The organism is uncultured Brachyspira sp., from assembly GCF_949287625.1.
Taxonomy (GTDB): domain Bacteria; phylum Spirochaetota; class Brachyspiria; order Brachyspirales; family Brachyspiraceae; genus Brachyspira.
Window position 1 is genome coordinate 1 of sequence record NZ_CASEGO010000058.1, and the last position, 19315, is coordinate 19315.

At 26.4% G+C, this 19315-nt stretch carries 11 protein-coding genes and 1 CRISPR repeat array (1 of these 12 cut by a window edge); of the genes, 9 read left to right on the forward strand and 2 right to left on the reverse strand.

The window, feature by feature from the left end; genetic code table 11:
• Positions 1 to 881 precede the first annotated feature (881 nt).
• Positions 882 to 1709, forward strand: coding sequence for an EFR1 family ferrodoxin (locus Q1X91_RS09760; protein ID WP_300756520.1), 828 nt, complete (start codon positions 882 to 884; stop codon positions 1707 to 1709).
• A 214-nt stretch (positions 1710 to 1923) separates the two neighbouring features.
• Here the strand turns inward: Q1X91_RS09760 and Q1X91_RS09765 are convergent, their stop codons facing one another.
• Together Q1X91_RS09765 and Q1X91_RS09770 are read right to left on the reverse strand one after the other, a co-directional pair.
• Entirely contained in the window at positions 1924 to 2580 is a 657-nt protein-coding gene (locus Q1X91_RS09765; protein ID WP_300756523.1) for a DNA-formamidopyrimidine glycosylase family protein, read from the reverse strand.
• Positions 2581 to 2709: 129 nt separating this feature from the next.
• The gene (locus tag Q1X91_RS09770) at positions 2710 to 3648 is read right to left on the reverse strand and encodes a UDP-glucuronic acid decarboxylase family protein (protein ID WP_300756525.1); all 939 of its coding nucleotides are present in this window, start codon (positions 3646 to 3648) and stop codon (positions 2710 to 2712) included.
• A 295-nt stretch (positions 3649 to 3943) separates the two neighbouring features.
• Between Q1X91_RS09770 and cas6 the strand changes: the two genes are divergently transcribed.
• The 8 genes from cas6 to cas2 are packed head-to-tail and all read left to right on the forward strand — an operon-like array spanning position 3944 to position 12321.
• A complete protein-coding gene (gene cas6, locus Q1X91_RS09775; protein ID WP_300756528.1) occupies positions 3944 to 4717 on the forward strand; it encodes a CRISPR-associated endoribonuclease Cas6 in 774 nt (257 codons plus the stop codon).
• Positions 4718 to 4743: 26 nt separating this feature from the next.
• Entirely contained in the window at positions 4744 to 6504 is a 1761-nt protein-coding gene (locus tag Q1X91_RS09780) for a Cas8a1 family CRISPR/Cas system-associated protein (RefSeq protein ID WP_300756531.1), read from the forward strand.
• Positions 6497 to 7417, forward strand: a complete 921-nt coding sequence (cas7i, locus tag Q1X91_RS09785; RefSeq protein WP_300756533.1) for a type I-B CRISPR-associated protein Cas7/Cst2/DevR — start codon at positions 6497 to 6499, stop codon at positions 7415 to 7417. Before Q1X91_RS09780 ends, cas7i begins: the two co-directional genes overlap by 8 nt.
• Positions 7410 to 8234 (forward strand): type I-B CRISPR-associated protein Cas5b, encoded by an 825-nt coding sequence (cas5b, locus tag Q1X91_RS09790; protein ID WP_300756536.1) that lies wholly within the window; start codon positions 7410 to 7412, stop codon positions 8232 to 8234. Before cas7i ends, cas5b begins: the two co-directional genes overlap by 8 nt.
• Positions 8227 to 10497 carry a CRISPR-associated helicase Cas3' gene (gene cas3 / locus Q1X91_RS09795; protein WP_300756539.1) on the forward strand — a complete coding sequence of 757 codons (2271 nt, stop codon included), beginning with the start codon at positions 8227 to 8229 and terminating at the stop codon, positions 10495 to 10497. The genes cas5b and cas3 overlap by 8 nt, the downstream gene beginning before the upstream one ends.
• Positions 10498 to 10504: 7 nt before the next feature.
• Complete coding sequence (locus tag Q1X91_RS09800; RefSeq protein ID WP_300756541.1) at positions 10505 to 11008, forward strand: CRISPR-associated protein Cas4; 504 nt, start codon at positions 10505 to 10507, stop codon at positions 11006 to 11008.
• 29 nt (positions 11009 to 11037) lie between these two features.
• Positions 11038 to 12030, forward strand: a complete 993-nt coding sequence (cas1b, locus tag Q1X91_RS09805; protein WP_300756544.1) for a type I-B CRISPR-associated endonuclease Cas1b — start codon at positions 11038 to 11040, stop codon at positions 12028 to 12030.
• Between the two features lie 6 nt (positions 12031 to 12036).
• Positions 12037 to 12321 (forward strand): CRISPR-associated endonuclease Cas2, encoded by a 285-nt coding sequence (cas2, locus tag Q1X91_RS09810; RefSeq protein ID WP_300756547.1) that lies wholly within the window; start codon positions 12037 to 12039, stop codon positions 12319 to 12321.
• Between the two features lie 156 nt (positions 12322 to 12477).
• Positions 12478 to 19315: direct repeats of the CRISPR family, unit length 31 nt; unit sequence ATTTCTAATCTAACCATACTGGAATGTAAAT; it runs 858 nt beyond the window's last position.

The following is a 19315-nucleotide window of genomic DNA, read 5'->3' on the forward strand; positions in this document are numbered from 1 at the left end:
TATGAAAAGATTTCAAAAATTTTATTTCTTCGTCTGTTAAATTAAAATCCATATTTTGATTATACTATAAATTAAAAAATTGACAAACTTAAAAATTTTCAGTATATACTGGAACGATTTCATTTTGTCAACCGATGTACATTATATAGAATTATCAACTTTTTTGTCGCACACGCTCTGCGGGCTTCGCCAAAGTTTTTATCCTTCGGATACGTTTCACGAAAAACGCAATTGCTAGAACTTTATATTTCAAAGATATGTATTAAATGTATGGTAATACCCGAAATTTGGGCTAAAAATGCAGTCTTTTTGGTTCTTTGTGTCACACCTGCCTACGGCACGCAGAGCGAGGCGTACAGCGTCACAAAAGAACTGGGGGTTGCCGAAGGCACGTAGAGCGGGCACGACTGTGTGCTTCGCAGGGCTAGTCCACACAAATCTAAAATTTAAAAATTTATTTTTTGACAAACTATATCTGCTTAGGTATATTAATATAAGTCTATAATAATGGTAATAATACATAAGCTAATAAAAAATATATGAATGCTTTTTATATCAAGTAAATATTAGAGACTGGTTTGTAATGAGAACTTTTTTATAAGGTAGACTTTAATCTTAAAATAAGTATAAAGAATGAATTTTAAACATGCTGCTATAAATATTATTAGTGAAAATACATGTTTTAATTATATAAGAATTAAAAGACTTCTTGAAATTAATAAAATTATTGTTACAAACAGCTATTTTAATTAAATAAATAAAAACTTAAATCAAGAACAAAAACCACTTTTTTATTTTTTTAATGCTTTACTATTGACATATAAAAATAAATTTACATAATATATATCATACAATTAAAATACTTGAAGGGAGTATATCATATGTTTGTAAATAAAGTATATTCAATATATTATAGTGCAACAGGCACAACACAAAAGATAGTTTCTTTTATAGGGGAAAATATCGCAAAACAGTTAAATGTTCCTTTTGAAAAAATCAATTTCTCTTTACCAAAAAACAGAGAACAAGTATTGGAGTTTAAAGAGGGAGAGCTTGTAGTATGCGGAAGTCCTACATATGCAGGAAGAATCCCTAATGTTATGCTTCCTTTTTATAAAAATAATATTAAAGCAAATGGGGCTTTGGCTATACCAGTAGTTTTATACGGAAACAGAAATTTTGATGATTCTTTAATAGAGCTTAGAAACACTATGGAAGATAATGGCTTTCATACAATAGCTGGTGCTGGATTTATAGGAGAGCATGCCTTTTCATATGTGCTTGCTGCACACAGACCCGATGAAAAGGATATGGAAATAGCTTTAACATTTGCCAATAAGGCTGTTGAAAAAATAAAAAACAATGAAGCAATACCTTCTGAACCTATAAAAGTACGTGGAAATGATCCTATACGTCCTTACTATATTCCTAGAGATGAACATGAACATGCCATCGATATACTTAAAGTAAAACCCAAAGTGGATACTTCTAAATGTACCAACTGCAAAACTTGTGCCCATGTATGCCCGCTTGCCTCTATAGATTTTGATGATATTACTAAATATGTAGGTAAATGCATAAAATGCGGAGCCTGCATAAAAAAATGTCCTGAGCATTGCAGATATTATGATGATGAGGGCTTCCTATATCATCAGCATGACCTTGAAAAGCAGTTTGAAAGAAGAGCTGAACCTGAATTGTTCTATTGATTTTTTATAATAAATTTGAAACTTCCTATGATTATAATATATTAATGAAAATACCCAATGGATTTTTATTTATTCATTGGGTTATTTATTATAATATTTTTATGATGATTAACTAAGAGTATTATTACAGATATTTAAATACAATTATATTTGTTTATTAAAAGATATAGAAAATCATAAACAAATAATTTTTATACTATAACTATAAAATCTATTATTCTTCAGACATATCACTGTCATCTTCTTCTGTATTTCCAGATGCCTCTCTTAAAACCTGCTTTATAGCATCAAATATCTCTCTGGCTTTAACTTTAGTTATTTCTGAAGTTTTAGTTTTTTTAGTAATGGAAGATTTTTTTAGTATCATATCTCCGTATACATTGCCTATACCGCTTAATATCAGAGGATTTTTTATTAATTTCTCTACAGTAGTATCATTATCAGCAAGTAATTGACAGAATAAATTATAATTAAACTGCTTGGTAAGAGGATCGTATCCTATTTGAGGCATTGTAGTAGAATCTTTCCATATAGGTATTATCTTAGTTATCTCTTCTTTATTATTCTTACTGTCATCTACAACAAAAAAGTTTCCATGATCAGTTTCTAATTTAATGATACTATTATCATATGTATCATCTTCTGTAAGTACAAAAGATCCGTTAGGACCTAAATCTACAAGCATAGCATCTTGAGAAAATTGAAAATGCATATAACCGCCGTATCTTAGTACATCTATAATTTTCTGCCCCTCTATATCTTCCATTTCTTTATATTGTTTATCTATAGCTACTATTTTATTAATATAAGAATAGCAAATCTCACCTTTAATAGAGTTTATCAATGTAATTAAATTTGGTAGTTCTTTCATTTATGATTATTCCTGTTTATATTATGTTTACTTATATTTTAGCATGAAAGAAAAAAAAATCAAATTTACAATCAAATAGATGTATGATTATAAATTTGATTTACATATTTTTATATATAATTTAAAATATTATTTGTTTTTTAAATAATTATCAAAATATTCAATAGTTTTTTTAAGCCCCTCTTCTAGTTTATAATTAGGAGTCCAATTAAGTTTTTCTTTAGCCAAAGTTATATTAGGCTGTCTTTTTACAGGGTCATCTTTAGGAAGATCTTTAAACACTATTTCAGATTTTGAATTAGTCATGTCTATTATCTTTTGAGCAAACTCTAAAACTGTCATCTCATAAGGATTACCCAAATTAACAGGTCCTATAAAGTTTTCACTGTTCATCATTCGTACAGCTCCGTCTATCAAATCATCACAATAGCAGAAACTTCTTGTCTGACTTCCATCTCCATAAACTGTTATATCTATATTTTTTAATGCCTGTATAATAAAATTAGATACTACCCTTCCGTCATTTTCATTCATTCTTGGTCCATAGGTATTAAATATTCTTATAATTTTTATATCTGTATTATACTGTCTATGATAATCCATCATCAAAGTTTCAGCACTTCTTTTACCCTCATCATAGCAGCTTCTTATACCATTAGGATTAACATGTCCCCAATAATTTTCCTGCTGCGGATGTTCTAAAGGATCTCCATATACTTCGCTTGTTGATGCCTGAAGTATTCTGGCATTGCAGTTTCTTGCCAAATCAAGCATATTAAGTATTCCAAAAACACTGGTTTTAAATGTATGTACTGGATTTCTTTGATAATGTATAGGGGAAGCAGGACATGCAAAATTATATATTTCATCACATTCTATATGTATAGGCTCTGTTATATCATGTCTTATACTTTCAAAATTTTTATTATTCATTAAATGTTTTATATTTTCATTAGAGCCTGTAAAAAAATTATCAATAGATATTACATAATTGCCTTCTTTTAATAATCTTTCGCATAGATGCGAGCCTAAAAAACCAGACCCGCCTGTTACAATAATTCTTTTCATCAAATTATTCCTTTAAATATATTTTTACAACTATAATATAACAATATATAAATATTTCAATAAAAAAACATAATGAAAATATTTATTTTTATTATAAAAAATTATTTTGTTTAATAAAACTATTTTTCAACACTATAATCTTACAAAATATGAACTATATATTGATTACAAAACAAAAATACAATATTATAATAAATTATACTGTATTTTTTATTGACAACAGTACTCATTTTTACTATACTAGTTACTGATATCTGAAATAAATAATTAATAAATGAAAGAAAAGGATATTTTTATGCGTATAAATTTAAATTTTGAACTTGAAAACAACATAATAAGCAAAGAATACAGATTAACAATAATAAGCTTCATTAAAAATGCATTAAAAAATTATTCGCCAAATACATACGATATACTTTATAAAGATAATACAAAAATGAAAGCATTTACATTCGGAGTATTTTTACCTGATGCTAAGATTAATAATGATAATATAGAAATTTCTTTAACAGACAAAGGCAAATCATATATAAATGTAACTTTTTCTATATTTGATAATGAATTATTTATAGAGCTTTATAATTCTTTTAATAATATGCTAAACAAAAAATATCCTAAAGATGAAAACACCAAAAGCCAAATGATTATGACATTAAAAAAAATAACTATGCAAAATGAAAAGCCTATAAAACAAAATAAAATATTAATAAAATTTTTAAGCCCATTAGTACTTAGAAATCATAACAGAGAAACTAATAAAGATATATATGTAACATTTAAAGATGATAATTTTAATTCTATTCTAAATCAATCGGCAGAAAGACTTGCAAAAGAGTTTGATTTTGAAAGTTCTCAAATAAAATTGACGCCATTAAATCTGACAGACAATAACGGCAATATTATACAAGAAGAATCAAAAACAACAGTTGTACCTTTCAAAGAATTGTTAATAAATGTTTCTTACGGTAAATTCTGTTTGGAAGGCGACATTAAGCTATTAAACAATCTCTACAAAACAGGTATAGGAAGCAGAAGAAGCGATGGTTTCGGACTATTTGAAGTTTTATAATATTTTTTATTTAAGGAATTTTTATTATGACAAAAACAAAAAAATCTAGTCAGCATGAATTAAATTTAGAAGATAATCAAAACAATAACCTTGAAGAAGAATATTTTGAAATTAATCTTGACACCTTTCTTTTTAATGCGGGTATTATAGGGTTTATAGAAGTTTTGGAAGAAGCAAAGGCATCAAAAGGCGAAAGTTTAGAAGATAGAAAAGATTTTTATTATGAAGGGCAAACATTATATGTTAATAAAATTTTCATAAAAAATAAAATTTATGATATAACTAATTCATATATAGCTATTTTATTAAAAAAATTTCAAACTAGTACATCAATATACAAATTATGCAATTTGAATATTGAAAAGATAAATAAAGATAATATAGATTATTATTATAAAATATTTGATGGCAAATATGTTAATACAGTTTGCAATATTCTTAATGATAATAAATTTATGGAAATAATAAAATCTAGAAATAATATTAAGAAGAATAAAAAATTAGATAAAGAAGATAAATTTGAAGAAGAATTAAAACTACTAGCAACTATAATAGAATATTTAAATGATATAAAAAATATAAAATTAAAAAAGTATTTAACAATATCACAAATAGCATTAAATAAGATGAAATTAATTTATTATAATATATTATTTTTACAATATTTTCCACAACAAAAAGGATATTCTATTAGAAGAAATATAGATTTTTTTGAATCTATTAAAATTGATTTAATAGAAAAAAATATTGACTATATAAAATTAAAAAATAATAATAAATCATATAAATATTCAAACTGTATAATTTGTGATAGAAATATTTCTAGTAATGATAAAATAAAAATAAGTTTTTTAGTTTCTTCTGTTGAGGATATGAGTAAAAAGACTTCTGTATATTGGAATAAAAAACCTGATACATATATATGCCCAATATGCAATATGATTTATATATGTTCTATTATTGGTTTTAATAGTACAAATAATGGTATAATATTTGCTAATAGCAATGATAGTATCTCCAGTCTAATAGATATAAATAAATCTTTTGAAACTAAACTTGTAAAAATAAATATTATAAATCTAATAATGAATAAAATATTAGAATTAAAAACTCTAGAATTAAATTCAATACAAATTATAAGTAAAATACAAACTAACAAATACTATTCAATAGAAATAATTACAAAAGATATACTAAACATAATATATAATTGTAAAAAAGAACTTAATACACTATCTAAAATTAAACCCATTAATTTATTTGATAATAAAAAAAACAAAATAAATATATTTGATGAATGTTTAAAAAATATATTTAATTATTGCAATCATTATAATTTAATTCATAATATCATAGCTTCATTTTTATCAGAAAAAAATCCTACAATGAATATAAATTATTTATACTCATTATTAAAGATACAAATAAAACAACAACATTATAAAGGAGGATATAAAATGACAGATAATGAAGAAAAAAATAATGAAATAATAGGAAAAGCTAAAAGAGCTCGTAAAGCAGGTTACAAATTAAAAAAAGATTTAGGAGATCCAAAAGAAGCTGATAATAAAATTAAAGGATTTGTATATCAATTACTAAATTCTGTACAAGTTGGAAATATAGATACATTTTACAGTACGGTAATAAGAATATACGTGTCTAATGATTTAAAAATACCAAAAATAATTTCAGAAGCTTCAAATATTAAAGATTTTAAAGAAATTGGATATGCCTTTATATTAGGTCTTAAATCTCAAGATTATAAAAAAGGAGTAAAAAATGAATAATAAAAATCAAGGATTAACTTTAAGTATAATTTGTGAATTAGAAAGTTCAAATTATGGAGAAGGCGGAAGTAATTATTCTTCATTAAAAAAAATAAGTAGGGCAGACGGCAACATATATACATATATATCAAGACAAGCATTACGTTATAGTATTATAAATCAATTAATTGATGAATATGATTGGAAAAAAACAGAAGTTGAAGCTAAAGGAAAGGGAAATAGAAAAGTTGTACAATTTGCTCCAAATGCTAAAATAAAAGATTTTGCAGAAATAGATTTATTTGGATATATGAAAACTAATTCAGATGAAGAATCATCAGCAGTAACTAGAAGTGCTGTTGTAAGACTTAGTAATGCAATATCAATGGAGCCATATAATAGTAATTTAGATTTTTTAACAAATTCTGGAATTGCTAAAAGAAAACATGGACTTAACAATAGTTTAGTTCAAGTAGAAATTCATAAATCATTATATACATATACTATTGTTATAGATTTGGATAATATTGGAATAGATGAAAATGAAAAAGGTGATGAAAAAGAAATACCTAATGTAGAAAAAGCAAAAAGAGTTAAAGAATTCCTAAAAGTACTAAAAAATTTATATAGAGATATAAGAGGAAGAAGAGAGAATTTAACTCCTATATTTGTAATAGGAGGAATATATAATATAAAAAATCCTTTCTTTGAGAATAAACTGCATTTAGTAGAAAATAGTCTTAAATTAGATATAAAGGAAATAAAGAGTACATTAGAAAATCTTGATGATGAAATAAAAGAAAATACTATTATAGGATATTCAGACTCTATATTTAATAATTCAGAAGATATAAAAGAAGCTTTTAAAGATATAAAAACAATAAAAGAAGTTTTTGATTTACTTTATAAAAAGGTAGATAAATATTATGTATGATAAAGCTATAAAAATAGAATGCTATCAAAATATGGCAAATTATAAAAAACCTATAAGTATTCAATTTCAAGAAACCTACCCCCTACCTCCATATTCAACAGTCATAGGTATGATACATAAATTATGTGATTTTAAAAATTATAATGATATGTATGTAAGTATACAAGGTATTAGCTCAAGCTCTGTTGCAGAAATGTATACTAAATATTTTTTCGGAATGCCATTTGAACCTTATACTTATAAAAAAAAGGATAATAAATATTCTATTAGTACAAGGCACAATTATTTTGTTTATAGAAATGAAGGAGAAGGAATTGGCGGTACAACAGAATATTTTAGAAAAAATTTTGAAGATAAAACAGGAAAAGGTAAAGATGGTATTACTAAAGGATTAGGTTATTCAGAACTTTTAATAGATGTAAAATTAATAATTCATATAATACCTAAAAATCAAAATTTATTAAATGAAATAGAACAAAAATTAAAAAAACCTTCAATATATCCTTCACTTGGAAGGTATGAAGATATTTTGAGAATAGATTTTGTTAGATGCATTGAACTAAAGGAAACAACTGAAATAGAGTTAAAATATGATGCTTATATACCTATTTCATATTTCAATAACATTATTAATTATGATATGTTAGGAATGAATTATAAATTGAATAAAGAATTTGATACAAAAAGTTCTAATTCAAAAAGTAGAAAATGGAAACATAAAACAGATGTAAAATATATAAAAAGAAGTAATTCTACTATATATTTTGAAAAACCAATTTTAGTAGATTACGATAATATAGGGGTATTTTATGCCTAAAGAAGAATATGTTTTTTTAGCAAAATCTCAACCTATTCAGACTATAAAAGAACATACTAATAAATTATTAGAAATTTTTTATAAGTTTAAAAAAATATATAAGAATATATTTGAAGATGAAAAAGAATTAGATTTAATAGAGATCGCATGTAAGTATCATGATATAGGCAAAATAAATAGTAGATTTCAAAATAGAATAAATATTAACATAAATAGATATTATAAACTTGATAGCAAATTTGATTATTTATATACTAACAGTAAAGAAATACCTCATGGAGTACTAAGCTGTGCTTTTTTGGATTACTCAATATTAAAAAAAAAGTTTGATAAAATTCAAATAGCAGCTTTAGTTAGTGCTATATATAATCACCATAATAAGACTATTGATATTTCACAATATAATATAAAATATGTAGTGAATGAAGAACTTCTATATTACATAAAATATTTTGATAAAAATATAATTCCTAAAGAATTGTGTATACACCTTAATGTTATACTTAATAATGGAATACTGAGCAAAAAAATAGAAGATAAAGATAAATACAATTTCTGGATTAAGTTTATCATTATAAAAGGAATGCTCAACAAAATAGATTATGCGGCTAGTGCTTATGATGATTCTATTGAAATAGAAAGCGATAATGCTTCTAAAAAAGTATTATCAAAATTTGAGGCTAATGAATGCCAAAAATATATGCTTGAAAATAAAGATAAAAATGTTATTGTTATTGCTTCTACTGGTATTGGTAAAACTGAAGGTGCTTTGCTTTGGGCAGGTAAATCAAAAACTTTTTATACTCTTCCTCTTAAAGTTTCTATTAATGCTATTTATGAGAGAATAGAAAATAATTATTATGATAAAGAAAAAATAACTTTCTTACATTCTGATAGTATTAATGATATGCTTGATAATGATTTGTCTATTGATGATGTGCTTGATAAATATAATAAAAGTAAAAAATTATCATTTCCTTTTACAGTTTGTACTATTGATCAGCTTTTTTATTTTGTGTTTAAATCTTTAGGTACAGAAATTTTTCCAGCTACTTTGAAATACAGCAAATTAATTATTGATGAAATACAATCATACACGCCGGAAATAATAGCTTTTATAATTTACGGACTTAAAGTTATAAATGATATAGGAGGTAAATTCTGTATAATGACTGCTACTTTTCCTCCTATAGTAAAAAAATTGATGGAAGAAAATAATATTAATTTTGAAATGCCGAGTAAAGCATTTTTAAAAAAAGATAAAAATAATGAAAGTATAAAAAGGCATTTTATAAAATTCATTGATGAAGATATTTTTAATTATGATAATATAATAAAAAGTGCTGAAAATAAAAAGGTTCTTGTAATATGCAATACAGTAAAACATTCTCAGGAAGTTTATAATATTTTAAAAGAGTATAATATAAAAAATATTAATCTTCTTCATTCAAGATTTCTAATGAAAGAGAGAAAGAAAAAAGAAGATGACATAAAAAATTTTGCCCCAAATGATATTAGTAAAAGAGAAGAAGCTTTCGGTATATGGATTTCTACACAAATAGTAGAAGCTAGTTTGGATATAGATTTTGATGAGCTTCATACAGATATGTCTTCGGCCGACAGCTTGCTTCAGAGAATGGGGAGAGTTTACAGAGACAGAGTTTATAATAAGAATGAGCCTAATATATTTATTTATGATACTAAAGATGGATACGGAAATGTATATGATAAAGAAATATACAACAATTCAAAAATGTTTTTAAAAGATTATGATAATAAAATATTGACAGAAGAAGATAAACAAGACTTTATTAATAAAGTTTATGATGAAGAAATATTAAAAAATAGTAATTATCTCAAACAAATAAAAAATACTTTGAAACAAATAAAAGATCTTCCCCCCGCATCTATAGATAAAGGTGATTGTGAGAGGCTTTTTAGAAAAATAGATAATGTTACTGTTATGCCGTCAAGTATTTATAATAATTTGATAAATGAAGAAAATAATATTATAGATGAATATACAAAATTACTTAATATGGATAAACTTAGTAAAGAGATGTATGAAAAATTATTAAAGAAAAAAAATGAACTTCTTGGCTTTACAGTACCTATAAAAACTTATAAAAAGATAAAAAATTATTGTGGTATTGAAATAAATTTAAATAGGAATAAAACAAATAAAATATTTATTGTTGAATTGGAATACAATGAGGAATTAGGACTTCTTGATAAAAAAGATAATTCTATTCTTATGGATTAGTTCTATTATGATGAAAGAAAATATAAATTATGTAACAGGTACAATTTATTCATATAGTTTTTTATGTATGAGAAAGGTTTGGCTTTCTTATCATAATTTATCTTTTGAGGGAGAGAGTGAGCTTGTGCAGATTGGAAAGTTTATTGATGAGAATACTTATGCTAATCAAAAACATAATTTTATGATAGATAATAAAGTTAATATAGACTTTTTAAAAAATAATGTAGTGCATGAAATAAAAAAATCAGACAAAGAAAAACAAATGGCTATTAATCAAATAAAATATTATCTATTTATATTAAAAGAGTACGGATTTGATGATATAAAAGGAGAATTAAATATACCGTCAAAAAGATATAAAGAAGAAGTGCTCCTTGAAGAAGGAGATGATGAAAAAATTTTAGAGAGACTTGAGCTTATAAATAAAATTATCAAAGAAGAAAATATACCAGAAGCTGTTAATAAAAGTGCTTGTAAAAAATGTGCTTATTATGAGTTTTGTTATATATAAAAAAAATATAAATAAAGGAAGTTATTTTCATGAGTAAATCTTATTATTTGTTTTCAAGCGGCGAGCTTAAAAGAAAAGATAATACACTTCAGTTTATCAAGTCAAACGGAGAGAAAAGAGATTTACCTATACAGATAATTTATGATATATATATTTTTTCTGAAATTACAATAAATACTAAACTTCTTAATTTTTTATCGCAAATTGGGATATGTGTGCATTTTTTTAATTATTATGAGTTTTATTCTGGGAGTTTTTATCCTAGAGAAAAATTAGTTTCTGGAGATTTACTTGTTCATCAGGTTATGCATTACAGTGATTATGATAAGAGGATATTGCTTGCCAAAAAATTTGTTTATGGAGCTTCTGACAATATACTAAGAAATTTAAAATATTATGACAATAGAGGACGTGATTTGAAAGAAGAAATTAAAAGTATAGAAAAATTAAAATCAAGTATAGATTTGTATTATAATATTAATGAGATAATGGGAATAGAAGGCAATATTCATAAAGTTTATTACAGCTCCTGGAAAAAAATTATTAATCAGGAAATAGATTTTGAAAAAAGAGTAAAGCGTCCGCCTGATAATATGATAAACTCACTTATAAGTTTTTTAAACTCTGTACTCTATACCAAGGTATTATCAGAGATTTATAAAACACAATTAAATCCTACTATAAGTTATTTGCATGAGCCTTCTGTAAAAAGATTCTCATTATCACTTGATACAGCAGAAATTTTTAAGCCATTAATAGTTGACAGACTTATCTTTTCATTATTAAATAAAAAGATGATAAGCGAAAATGATTTTGATAGAGACAGTAATTTTTTGAGGCTAAAAGATAAAGCATTAAAAACAATAATGGAAGAATTCGAAAAAAGACTTACCACTACTATAAATCATAGAAGTTTGAAAAGAGATGTATCATATAAGCATTTAATTAGATTAGAACTTTATAAAATCTCTAAACATTTGCTTAATGAAAAAGAATATAAACCTTTTGTAATATGGTGGTAAGAAACAATGTATTTAATATTAGTTTATGATATACAAACAGATGACGAAGATGGTACTAGAGTTGCAAGAACAGTTTTTAAGACTTGCAAGGCATATCTTAATCATATACAAAAATCTGTCTTTGAGGGAGAACTCTCAAAAGTGCAGTATTTGGAATTAAAAAATAAGCTCTTTGACATTTTAAGAAAAGAAAAAGATTCTTGTATAGTTTTTAAAAGCCGTAATGAAAAATGGCTTGATAAAGAGTTTTTGGTAGAAGAAAGCATTGACAAAACTTCTAATTTTATATAAAATAAATTTATTGTCGAAGCGTAATTGTTATAAAATTCTGCTTAATCGACAGAAGATTTTTGACAAAAATATATTTATTAACTGTTTTTTAATTATATATTTGTGCATTTAAGCGAATTAAATATGTAAATTGTAAAAATAGTTTTGAATATACGGATTTCTAATCTAACCATACTGGAATGTAAATTCTTACTAGTATTTTGTCTATAACGCTCTACTGATTTATTTCTAATCTAACCATACTGGAATGTAAATGCATTGTTTGCTACGTTTGGTACTTGTTGCCCTACATTTCTAATCTAACCATACTGGAATGTAAATTGGTGCGTTCGTATAGAAAAAGCATTAAACGGCTATATTTCTAATCTAACCATACTGGAATGTAAATATGGCTTATTTAAGTGGTGGTGGTATGCTTTTTCCTATTTCTAATCTAACCATACTGGAATGTAAATTGTGCTGATGTATCGCTAGATTGAGAAGTTTGTAAAAATTTCTAATCTAACCATACTGGAATGTAAATCAATAAAACATACTGTTTTTTTGCGGTTAAAAAAAAATTTCTAATCTAACCATACTGGAATGTAAATTTTGAAGAGATAAAAATAAGAACAAATGAAATAACAATTTCTAATCTAACCATACTGGAATGTAAATGTTATATACTCTTCCCATTTATCCCACAGCAATCGAATTTCTAATCTAACCATACTGGAATGTAAATTATATATAATCCTTTAACAAAAAAAAAATTAGCCCGATTTCTAATCTAACCATACTGGAATGTAAATATTCTATTCAATCTATGAAGCTCCAGAGGCTCATTATTTCTAATCTAACCATACTGGAATGTAAATTTAGTTCCCCGCGTTGCTTCCTGCTATCCAGCCTGCATTTCTAATCTAACCATACTGGAATGTAAATCTTTGGAAAAGGAGGAGTTCAGATATGATAAGAACAATTTCTAATCTAACCATACTGGAATGTAAATTTCATTAACTTTTCGCTGAAGACAAAAAACACATTTTATTTCTAATCTAACCATACTGGAATGTAAATAATTTACAGCAAGTTCAAGCAGCTCAAAGACAGTTTAATTTCTAATCTAACCATACTGGAATGTAAATGCTCTGCTTCTAATTCTGCTAAAGCATTATAATATTATTTCTAATCTAACCATACTGGAATGTAAATACAGGACAAGCACCGCAAATGCAGGCAGGAATACAGCATTTCTAATCTAACCATACTGGAATGTAAATTTCACAAACATAAAAATACGTAAAAACGAAGAAGAAATTTCTAATCTAACCATACTGGAATGTAAATGCTGATTTTAAACGCCAAGCATATGCATACGTATGGATTTCTAATCTAACCATACTGGAATGTAAATACATTAAAAGACAGAATAGTAAAAAGAAACTTAATTATTTCTAATCTAACCATACTGGAATGTAAATGTTCTATCAGAAAAGTTTTTTACTGCTTCTTTTAATATTTCTAATCTAACCATACTGGAATGTAAATATCATTAACATTATGTGGTAATGTGGTCTTTCTGTATTTCTAATCTAACCATACTGGAATGTAAATTCCTGACTTGCTGATGTTTGTAGTACTTCGCTGTTCAATTTCTAATCTAACCATACTGGAATGTAAATTTTTTTATCATTTCTACTCCTTAAACGAGGGGTACAATTTCTAATCTAACCATACTGGAATGTAAATCTACACGAAAAATTAACAGGAAAAAAATACAACACAATTTCTAATCTAACCATACTGGAATGTAAATGCTTTCAACAGCGACTTCTTAAAAATGAAAGACGAATTTCTAATCTAACCATACTGGAATGTAAATAATCTTCGTTTATATGAAGATTATCTACATCATTTATTTCTAATCTAACCATACTGGAATGTAAATGCTGAATATCGAATAAGAAGTAGATTTGAAATACCAATTTCTAATCTAACCATACTGGAATGTAAATTTCCGAAGAGTATCGCGAGGATACGGACTTAAAAGAATTTCTAATCTAACCATACTGGAATGTAAATGTAAACTGTATACCAACGGAAATGCCAGCCGATTTCAATTTCTAATCTAACCATACTGGAATGTAAATCAAGGCTAATACCTAATATTTCAGCAATATATTCAATTTCTAATCTAACCATACTGGAATGTAAATTATATATGTTATCAGAGATCATCTCTATACATATTTATTTCTAATCTAACCATACTGGAATGTAAATTTTTATTTTTCCTCCAATTCTATTAAGTTCTTTATGTATTTCTAATCTAACCATACTGGAATGTAAATGCACGAATAAAATACACTAATGTTCCTGTGGGCTATATTTCTAATCTAACCATACTGGAATGTAAATTCTTTTATATCAAGCATAAGTTTTTTTAATTCTTCATTTCTAATCTAACCATACTGGAATGTAAATCTTTTATCAATATGCTTACAATCTTCCACACAGGAAAATTTCTAATCTAACCATACTGGAATGTAAATCAAGACCATCCAAACGATTACTATATGAATATACTAATTTCTAATCTAACCATACTGGAATGTACTAACCATACTGGAATGTAAATCTCGTCAATGGTATCCTTACAAACGAGGGTAACTACATTTCTAATCTAACCATACTGGAATGTAAATAACGACAACGTTAAAATTAGAACAGAAACAGTAGCAATTTCTAATCTAACCATACTGGAATGTAAATATTTATTTTAATTCTTAAGGAGTGCGAAAAATGAAAATTTCTAATCTAACCATACTGGAATGTAAATCAAGACCATCCAAACGATTACTATATGAATATACTAATTTCTAATCTAACCATACTGGAATGTAAATGTAAATGTTCAATCTTAATACATCAGTGTACATTACTCCGCTTATTTCTAATCTAACCATACTGGAATGTAAATAAATGCCGGCCGACTTCAAACGTCAAGCGTATGCGTATTTCTAATCTAACCATACTGGAATGTAAATGTCAATCTCTCGTGTAATGGTTCAATTATTTCTTCGATTTCTAATCTAACCATACTGGAATGTAAATAATACTACTTGGGCAAGAGATTTAAAAGAAAGCGTAGATTTCTAATCTAACCATACTGGAATGTAAATTTGCCTCAAGCAGCGGTACATTTCCACCTAATGCAAATTTCTAATCTAACCATACTGGAATGTAAATCAAGAATTTGACTGCCAAAGAATTTTTGCAGGTTTTATTTCTAATCTAACCATACTGGAATGTAAATCTTCCGATACTTGAAAGACAAAGGGAATTGCAGTGGGATTTCTAATCTAACCATACTGGAATGTAAATAGGGTTATTTGGTATGCCGAAACGTGAATATAGGTCGATTTCTAATCTAACCATACTGGAATGTAAATCGTAACCCCTACAGATGATATGAACATTGAGGACAGATTTCTAATCTAACCATACTGGAATGTAAATATAAAATATATAGCACTATCTGCCCGTATGGGGATGCTGATTTCTAATCTAACCATACTGGAATGTAAATTCAGCTGTTGAGGGAGAGAGTGCGAACGGTGCTATATTTCTAATCTAACCATACTGGAATGTAAATTTTATAGTTTGAAGTCTAGTAATAAAATCAATTATTCATTTCTAATCTAACCATACTGGAATGTAAATACAGAAATGCCGGCCGATTTCAAAAGGCAAGCATACGATTTCTAATCTAACCATACTGGAATGTAAATCAGTTAAAGCCAATAATATTGATGTCGGCAAATATATTTCTAATCTAACCATACTGGAATGTAAATCCGAGTAATGAAATTGCTCGGAACTTTTAGGCGGAAATTTCTAATCTAACCATACTGGAATGTAAATTTCGATTATTTTCAGTATTATATGGATAGGTATTTCAATTTCTAATCTAACCATACTGGAATGTAAATCTTTGATAGGAGCATAGTTAGCATGCAAATTGGAAAATTTCTAATCTAACCATACTGGAATGTAAATCTAGCACTTATTTCATTATCTTCGCTTATTGTTATAATTTCTAATCTAACCATACTGGAATGTAAATAGATTTTTTAAGGGCTTGTATACTGGTAATATACAAATTTCTAATCTAACCATACTGGAATGTAAATTTATAAAAAAGAAGATAAGCCTGAAGATGAAGAAAATTTCTAATCTAACCATACTGGAATGTAAATTATCGAAAGCAGTAAGGTTTAAATCAGGATCGTCTATTTCTAATCTAACCATATTGGAATGTAAATTCTGGAGTTTCAATTAAAGGATCTTTCTCTTTTAAAATTTCTAATCTAACCATACTGGAATGTAAATTATTTATCGACTTAACAAGTCGACACCCGACCTCGTATTTCTAATCTAACCATACTGGAATGTAAATTGATGTGGCAGGAATGTGTCCCTGGTGATATTTTTCATTTCTAATCTAACCATACTGGAATGTAAATCTGACGCACGTCTACAAATAGCTGAAAGGTTAGGCATTTCTAATCTAACCATACTGGAATGTAAATGACGATGATGTATTCGCTGTTGTAGATGAAGATAAGATTTCTAATCTAACCATACTGGAATGTAAATCTTATTTGGAACGCGCTGAAGCTGGAGATATATTTCATTTCTAATCTAACCATACTGGAATGTAAATTTAACAGTAACAGGACTAGGATTACGTAGTGATTCAATTTCTAATCTAACCATACTGGAATGTAAATTGAGGAAGTGAGGCAGAATATAGACAAAAAGATAACAATTTCTAATCTAACCATACTGGAATGTAAATGAATTCTTAATAATGTCAAGAGGACTAGGAAAAGAATTTCTAATCTAACCATACTGGAATGTAAATTGAAATCTCAACATGAACGTTTGGAAAAACTTTACAATTTCTAATCTAACCATACTGGAATGTAAATACTGATAGAGATATAAAAGTAGGAACTGCAACTGCATTTCTAATCTAACCATACTGGAATGTAAATCTTTTAATACCGCTTTTTGAGTCAAGCAAAGAAAATATTTCTAATCTAACCATACTGGAATGTAAATGCTTGTTCTCCTAGTATTTGTGCTTCTATTAATTGCATTTCTAATCTAACCATACTGGAATGTAAATTGGGGAGATATTAAATACGCTGTGCTTGTCGGTTTAATTTCTAATCTAACCATACTGGAATGTAAATCTTGGGCTGTAACCGATTTTCAAATTATTAATATAAATTTCTAATCTAACCATACTGGAATGTAAATTATCAAAGTATAAATAATAATATTGCTAGTCAAATAATTTCTAATCTAACCATACTGGAATGTAAATCTGTACTATGCGTTTGATTTATAGGTTATACGAAATATTTCTAATCTAACCATACTGGAATGTAAATCAGATTTGACACCTACTAATTTAAGCAGTACAAGTTAATTTCTAATCTAACCATACTGGAATGTAAATTAAATTAAACTCCTATTGTTGTTATGTTCCCTACTTATTTCTAATCTAACCATACTGGAATGTAAATTTCGATTATTTTAAGGAGTATATCGATTTGTATTTTCATTTCTAATCTAACCATACTGGAATGTAAATCTTGAATTAATGAGTAGAATAGTAAAGCTAGTTAGATTTCTAATCTAACCATACTGGAATGTAAATTATAAAAAATATCATTTTTTAATTAGTATAGATATTATTTCTAATCTAACCATACTGGAATGTAAATTATGTTGATTATTTTAAAATAGGGAAATTGAATAATATTTCTAATCTAACCATACTGGAATGTAAATAATAGTAACTTTATAATGATTTTTAGTGATGATGAATTTCTAATCTAACCATACTGGAATGTAAATTATATGTGGGCTAAAACTTGTAAAGAGATGTCTAAATTTCTAATCTAACCATACTGGAATGTAAATCTGTAATCTAAATTCATTAACGTACTGTTTTCGGGTATTTCTAATCTAACCATACTGGAATGTAAATTATACATTGAATATAGATAGTCTTTGTTTTGATGTTATTTCTAATCTAACCATACTGGAATGTAAATTTCATTATAAATAAGATTATAGGCTCGACGAGGGTAATTTCTAATCTAACCATACTGGAATGTAAATCTCAGGTTGGGGGTCAGTAAATTCTTCAGGAGGAATATTTCTAATCTAACCATACTGGAATGTAAATGATAACCATTGCGGAAACTTTTTATATAATAGTCTATTTCTAATCTAACCATACTGGAATGTAAATTAATTTGATTTTTTGTCATACGCAGTTAGAAAAATAATTTCTAATCTAACCATACTGGAATGTAAATCACGCGTAATATTTTATTTTTCTTTTTTCTTTATTATTTCTAATCTAACCATACTGGAATGTAAATGATTTAATTTCTGGTGGTAGTCTTTTTGCTAATGTATTTCTAATCTAACCATACTGGAATGTAAATATACTATGCTGTATACAAATAGATAGAAACTCAAGAATTTCTAATCTAACCATACTGGAATGTAAATATTCATTCCTGCCTTTGTTAAATCTTCTGCTCTTCTTATTTCTAATCTAACCATACTGGAATGTAAATGCCAAATTACCTTGTGCAGACGTATCGCTAGATTGAATTTCTAATCTAACCATACTGGAATGTAAATCTCAAAGTTTTAGTAGTTGGTTAAGTGGTAATAATTATTTCTAATCTAACCATACTGGAATGTAAATTTTTTTTGTTTATATATTATATTATATTTATGTTTTATTTCTAATCTAACCATACTGGAATGTAAATATTTATGAGCATTGGCGACGAGCATACAGCAAAACGATTTCTAATCTAACCATACTGGAATGTAAATAGCAAACAAGTTTACTCGGCGGGTTTCCGCAGGCTTATTTCTAATCTAACCATACTGGAATGTAAATTTTGCTCTATTT

What these genes read in the sequence shown, in the direction of transcription:
- Q1X91_RS09760 (WP_300756520.1), top strand. Translation starts at nt 882, where the DNA reads ATGTTTGTAAATAAAGTATATTCAATATATTATAGTGCAACAGGCACA.
- Q1X91_RS09765 (WP_300756523.1), bottom strand. Translation starts at nt 2,580, where the DNA reads ATGAAAGAACTACCAAATTTAATTACATTGATAAACTCTATTAAAGGT.
- Q1X91_RS09770 (WP_300756525.1), bottom strand. Translation starts at nt 3,648, where the DNA reads ATGAAAAGAATTATTGTAACAGGCGGGTCTGGTTTTTTAGGCTCGCAT.
- cas6 (WP_300756528.1), top strand. Translation starts at nt 3,944, where the DNA reads ATGCGTATAAATTTAAATTTTGAACTTGAAAACAACATAATAAGCAAA.
- Q1X91_RS09780 (WP_300756531.1), top strand. Translation starts at nt 4,744, where the DNA reads ATGACAAAAACAAAAAAATCTAGTCAGCATGAATTAAATTTAGAAGAT.
- cas7i (WP_300756533.1), top strand. Translation starts at nt 6,497, where the DNA reads ATGAATAATAAAAATCAAGGATTAACTTTAAGTATAATTTGTGAATTA.
- cas5b (WP_300756536.1), top strand. Translation starts at nt 7,410, where the DNA reads ATGTATGATAAAGCTATAAAAATAGAATGCTATCAAAATATGGCAAAT.
- cas3 (WP_300756539.1), top strand. Translation starts at nt 8,227, where the DNA reads ATGCCTAAAGAAGAATATGTTTTTTTAGCAAAATCTCAACCTATTCAG.
- Q1X91_RS09800 (WP_300756541.1), top strand. Translation starts at nt 10,505, where the DNA reads ATGATGAAAGAAAATATAAATTATGTAACAGGTACAATTTATTCATAT.
- cas1b (WP_300756544.1), top strand. Translation starts at nt 11,038, where the DNA reads ATGAGTAAATCTTATTATTTGTTTTCAAGCGGCGAGCTTAAAAGAAAA.
- cas2 (WP_300756547.1), top strand. Translation starts at nt 12,037, where the DNA reads ATGTATTTAATATTAGTTTATGATATACAAACAGATGACGAAGATGGT.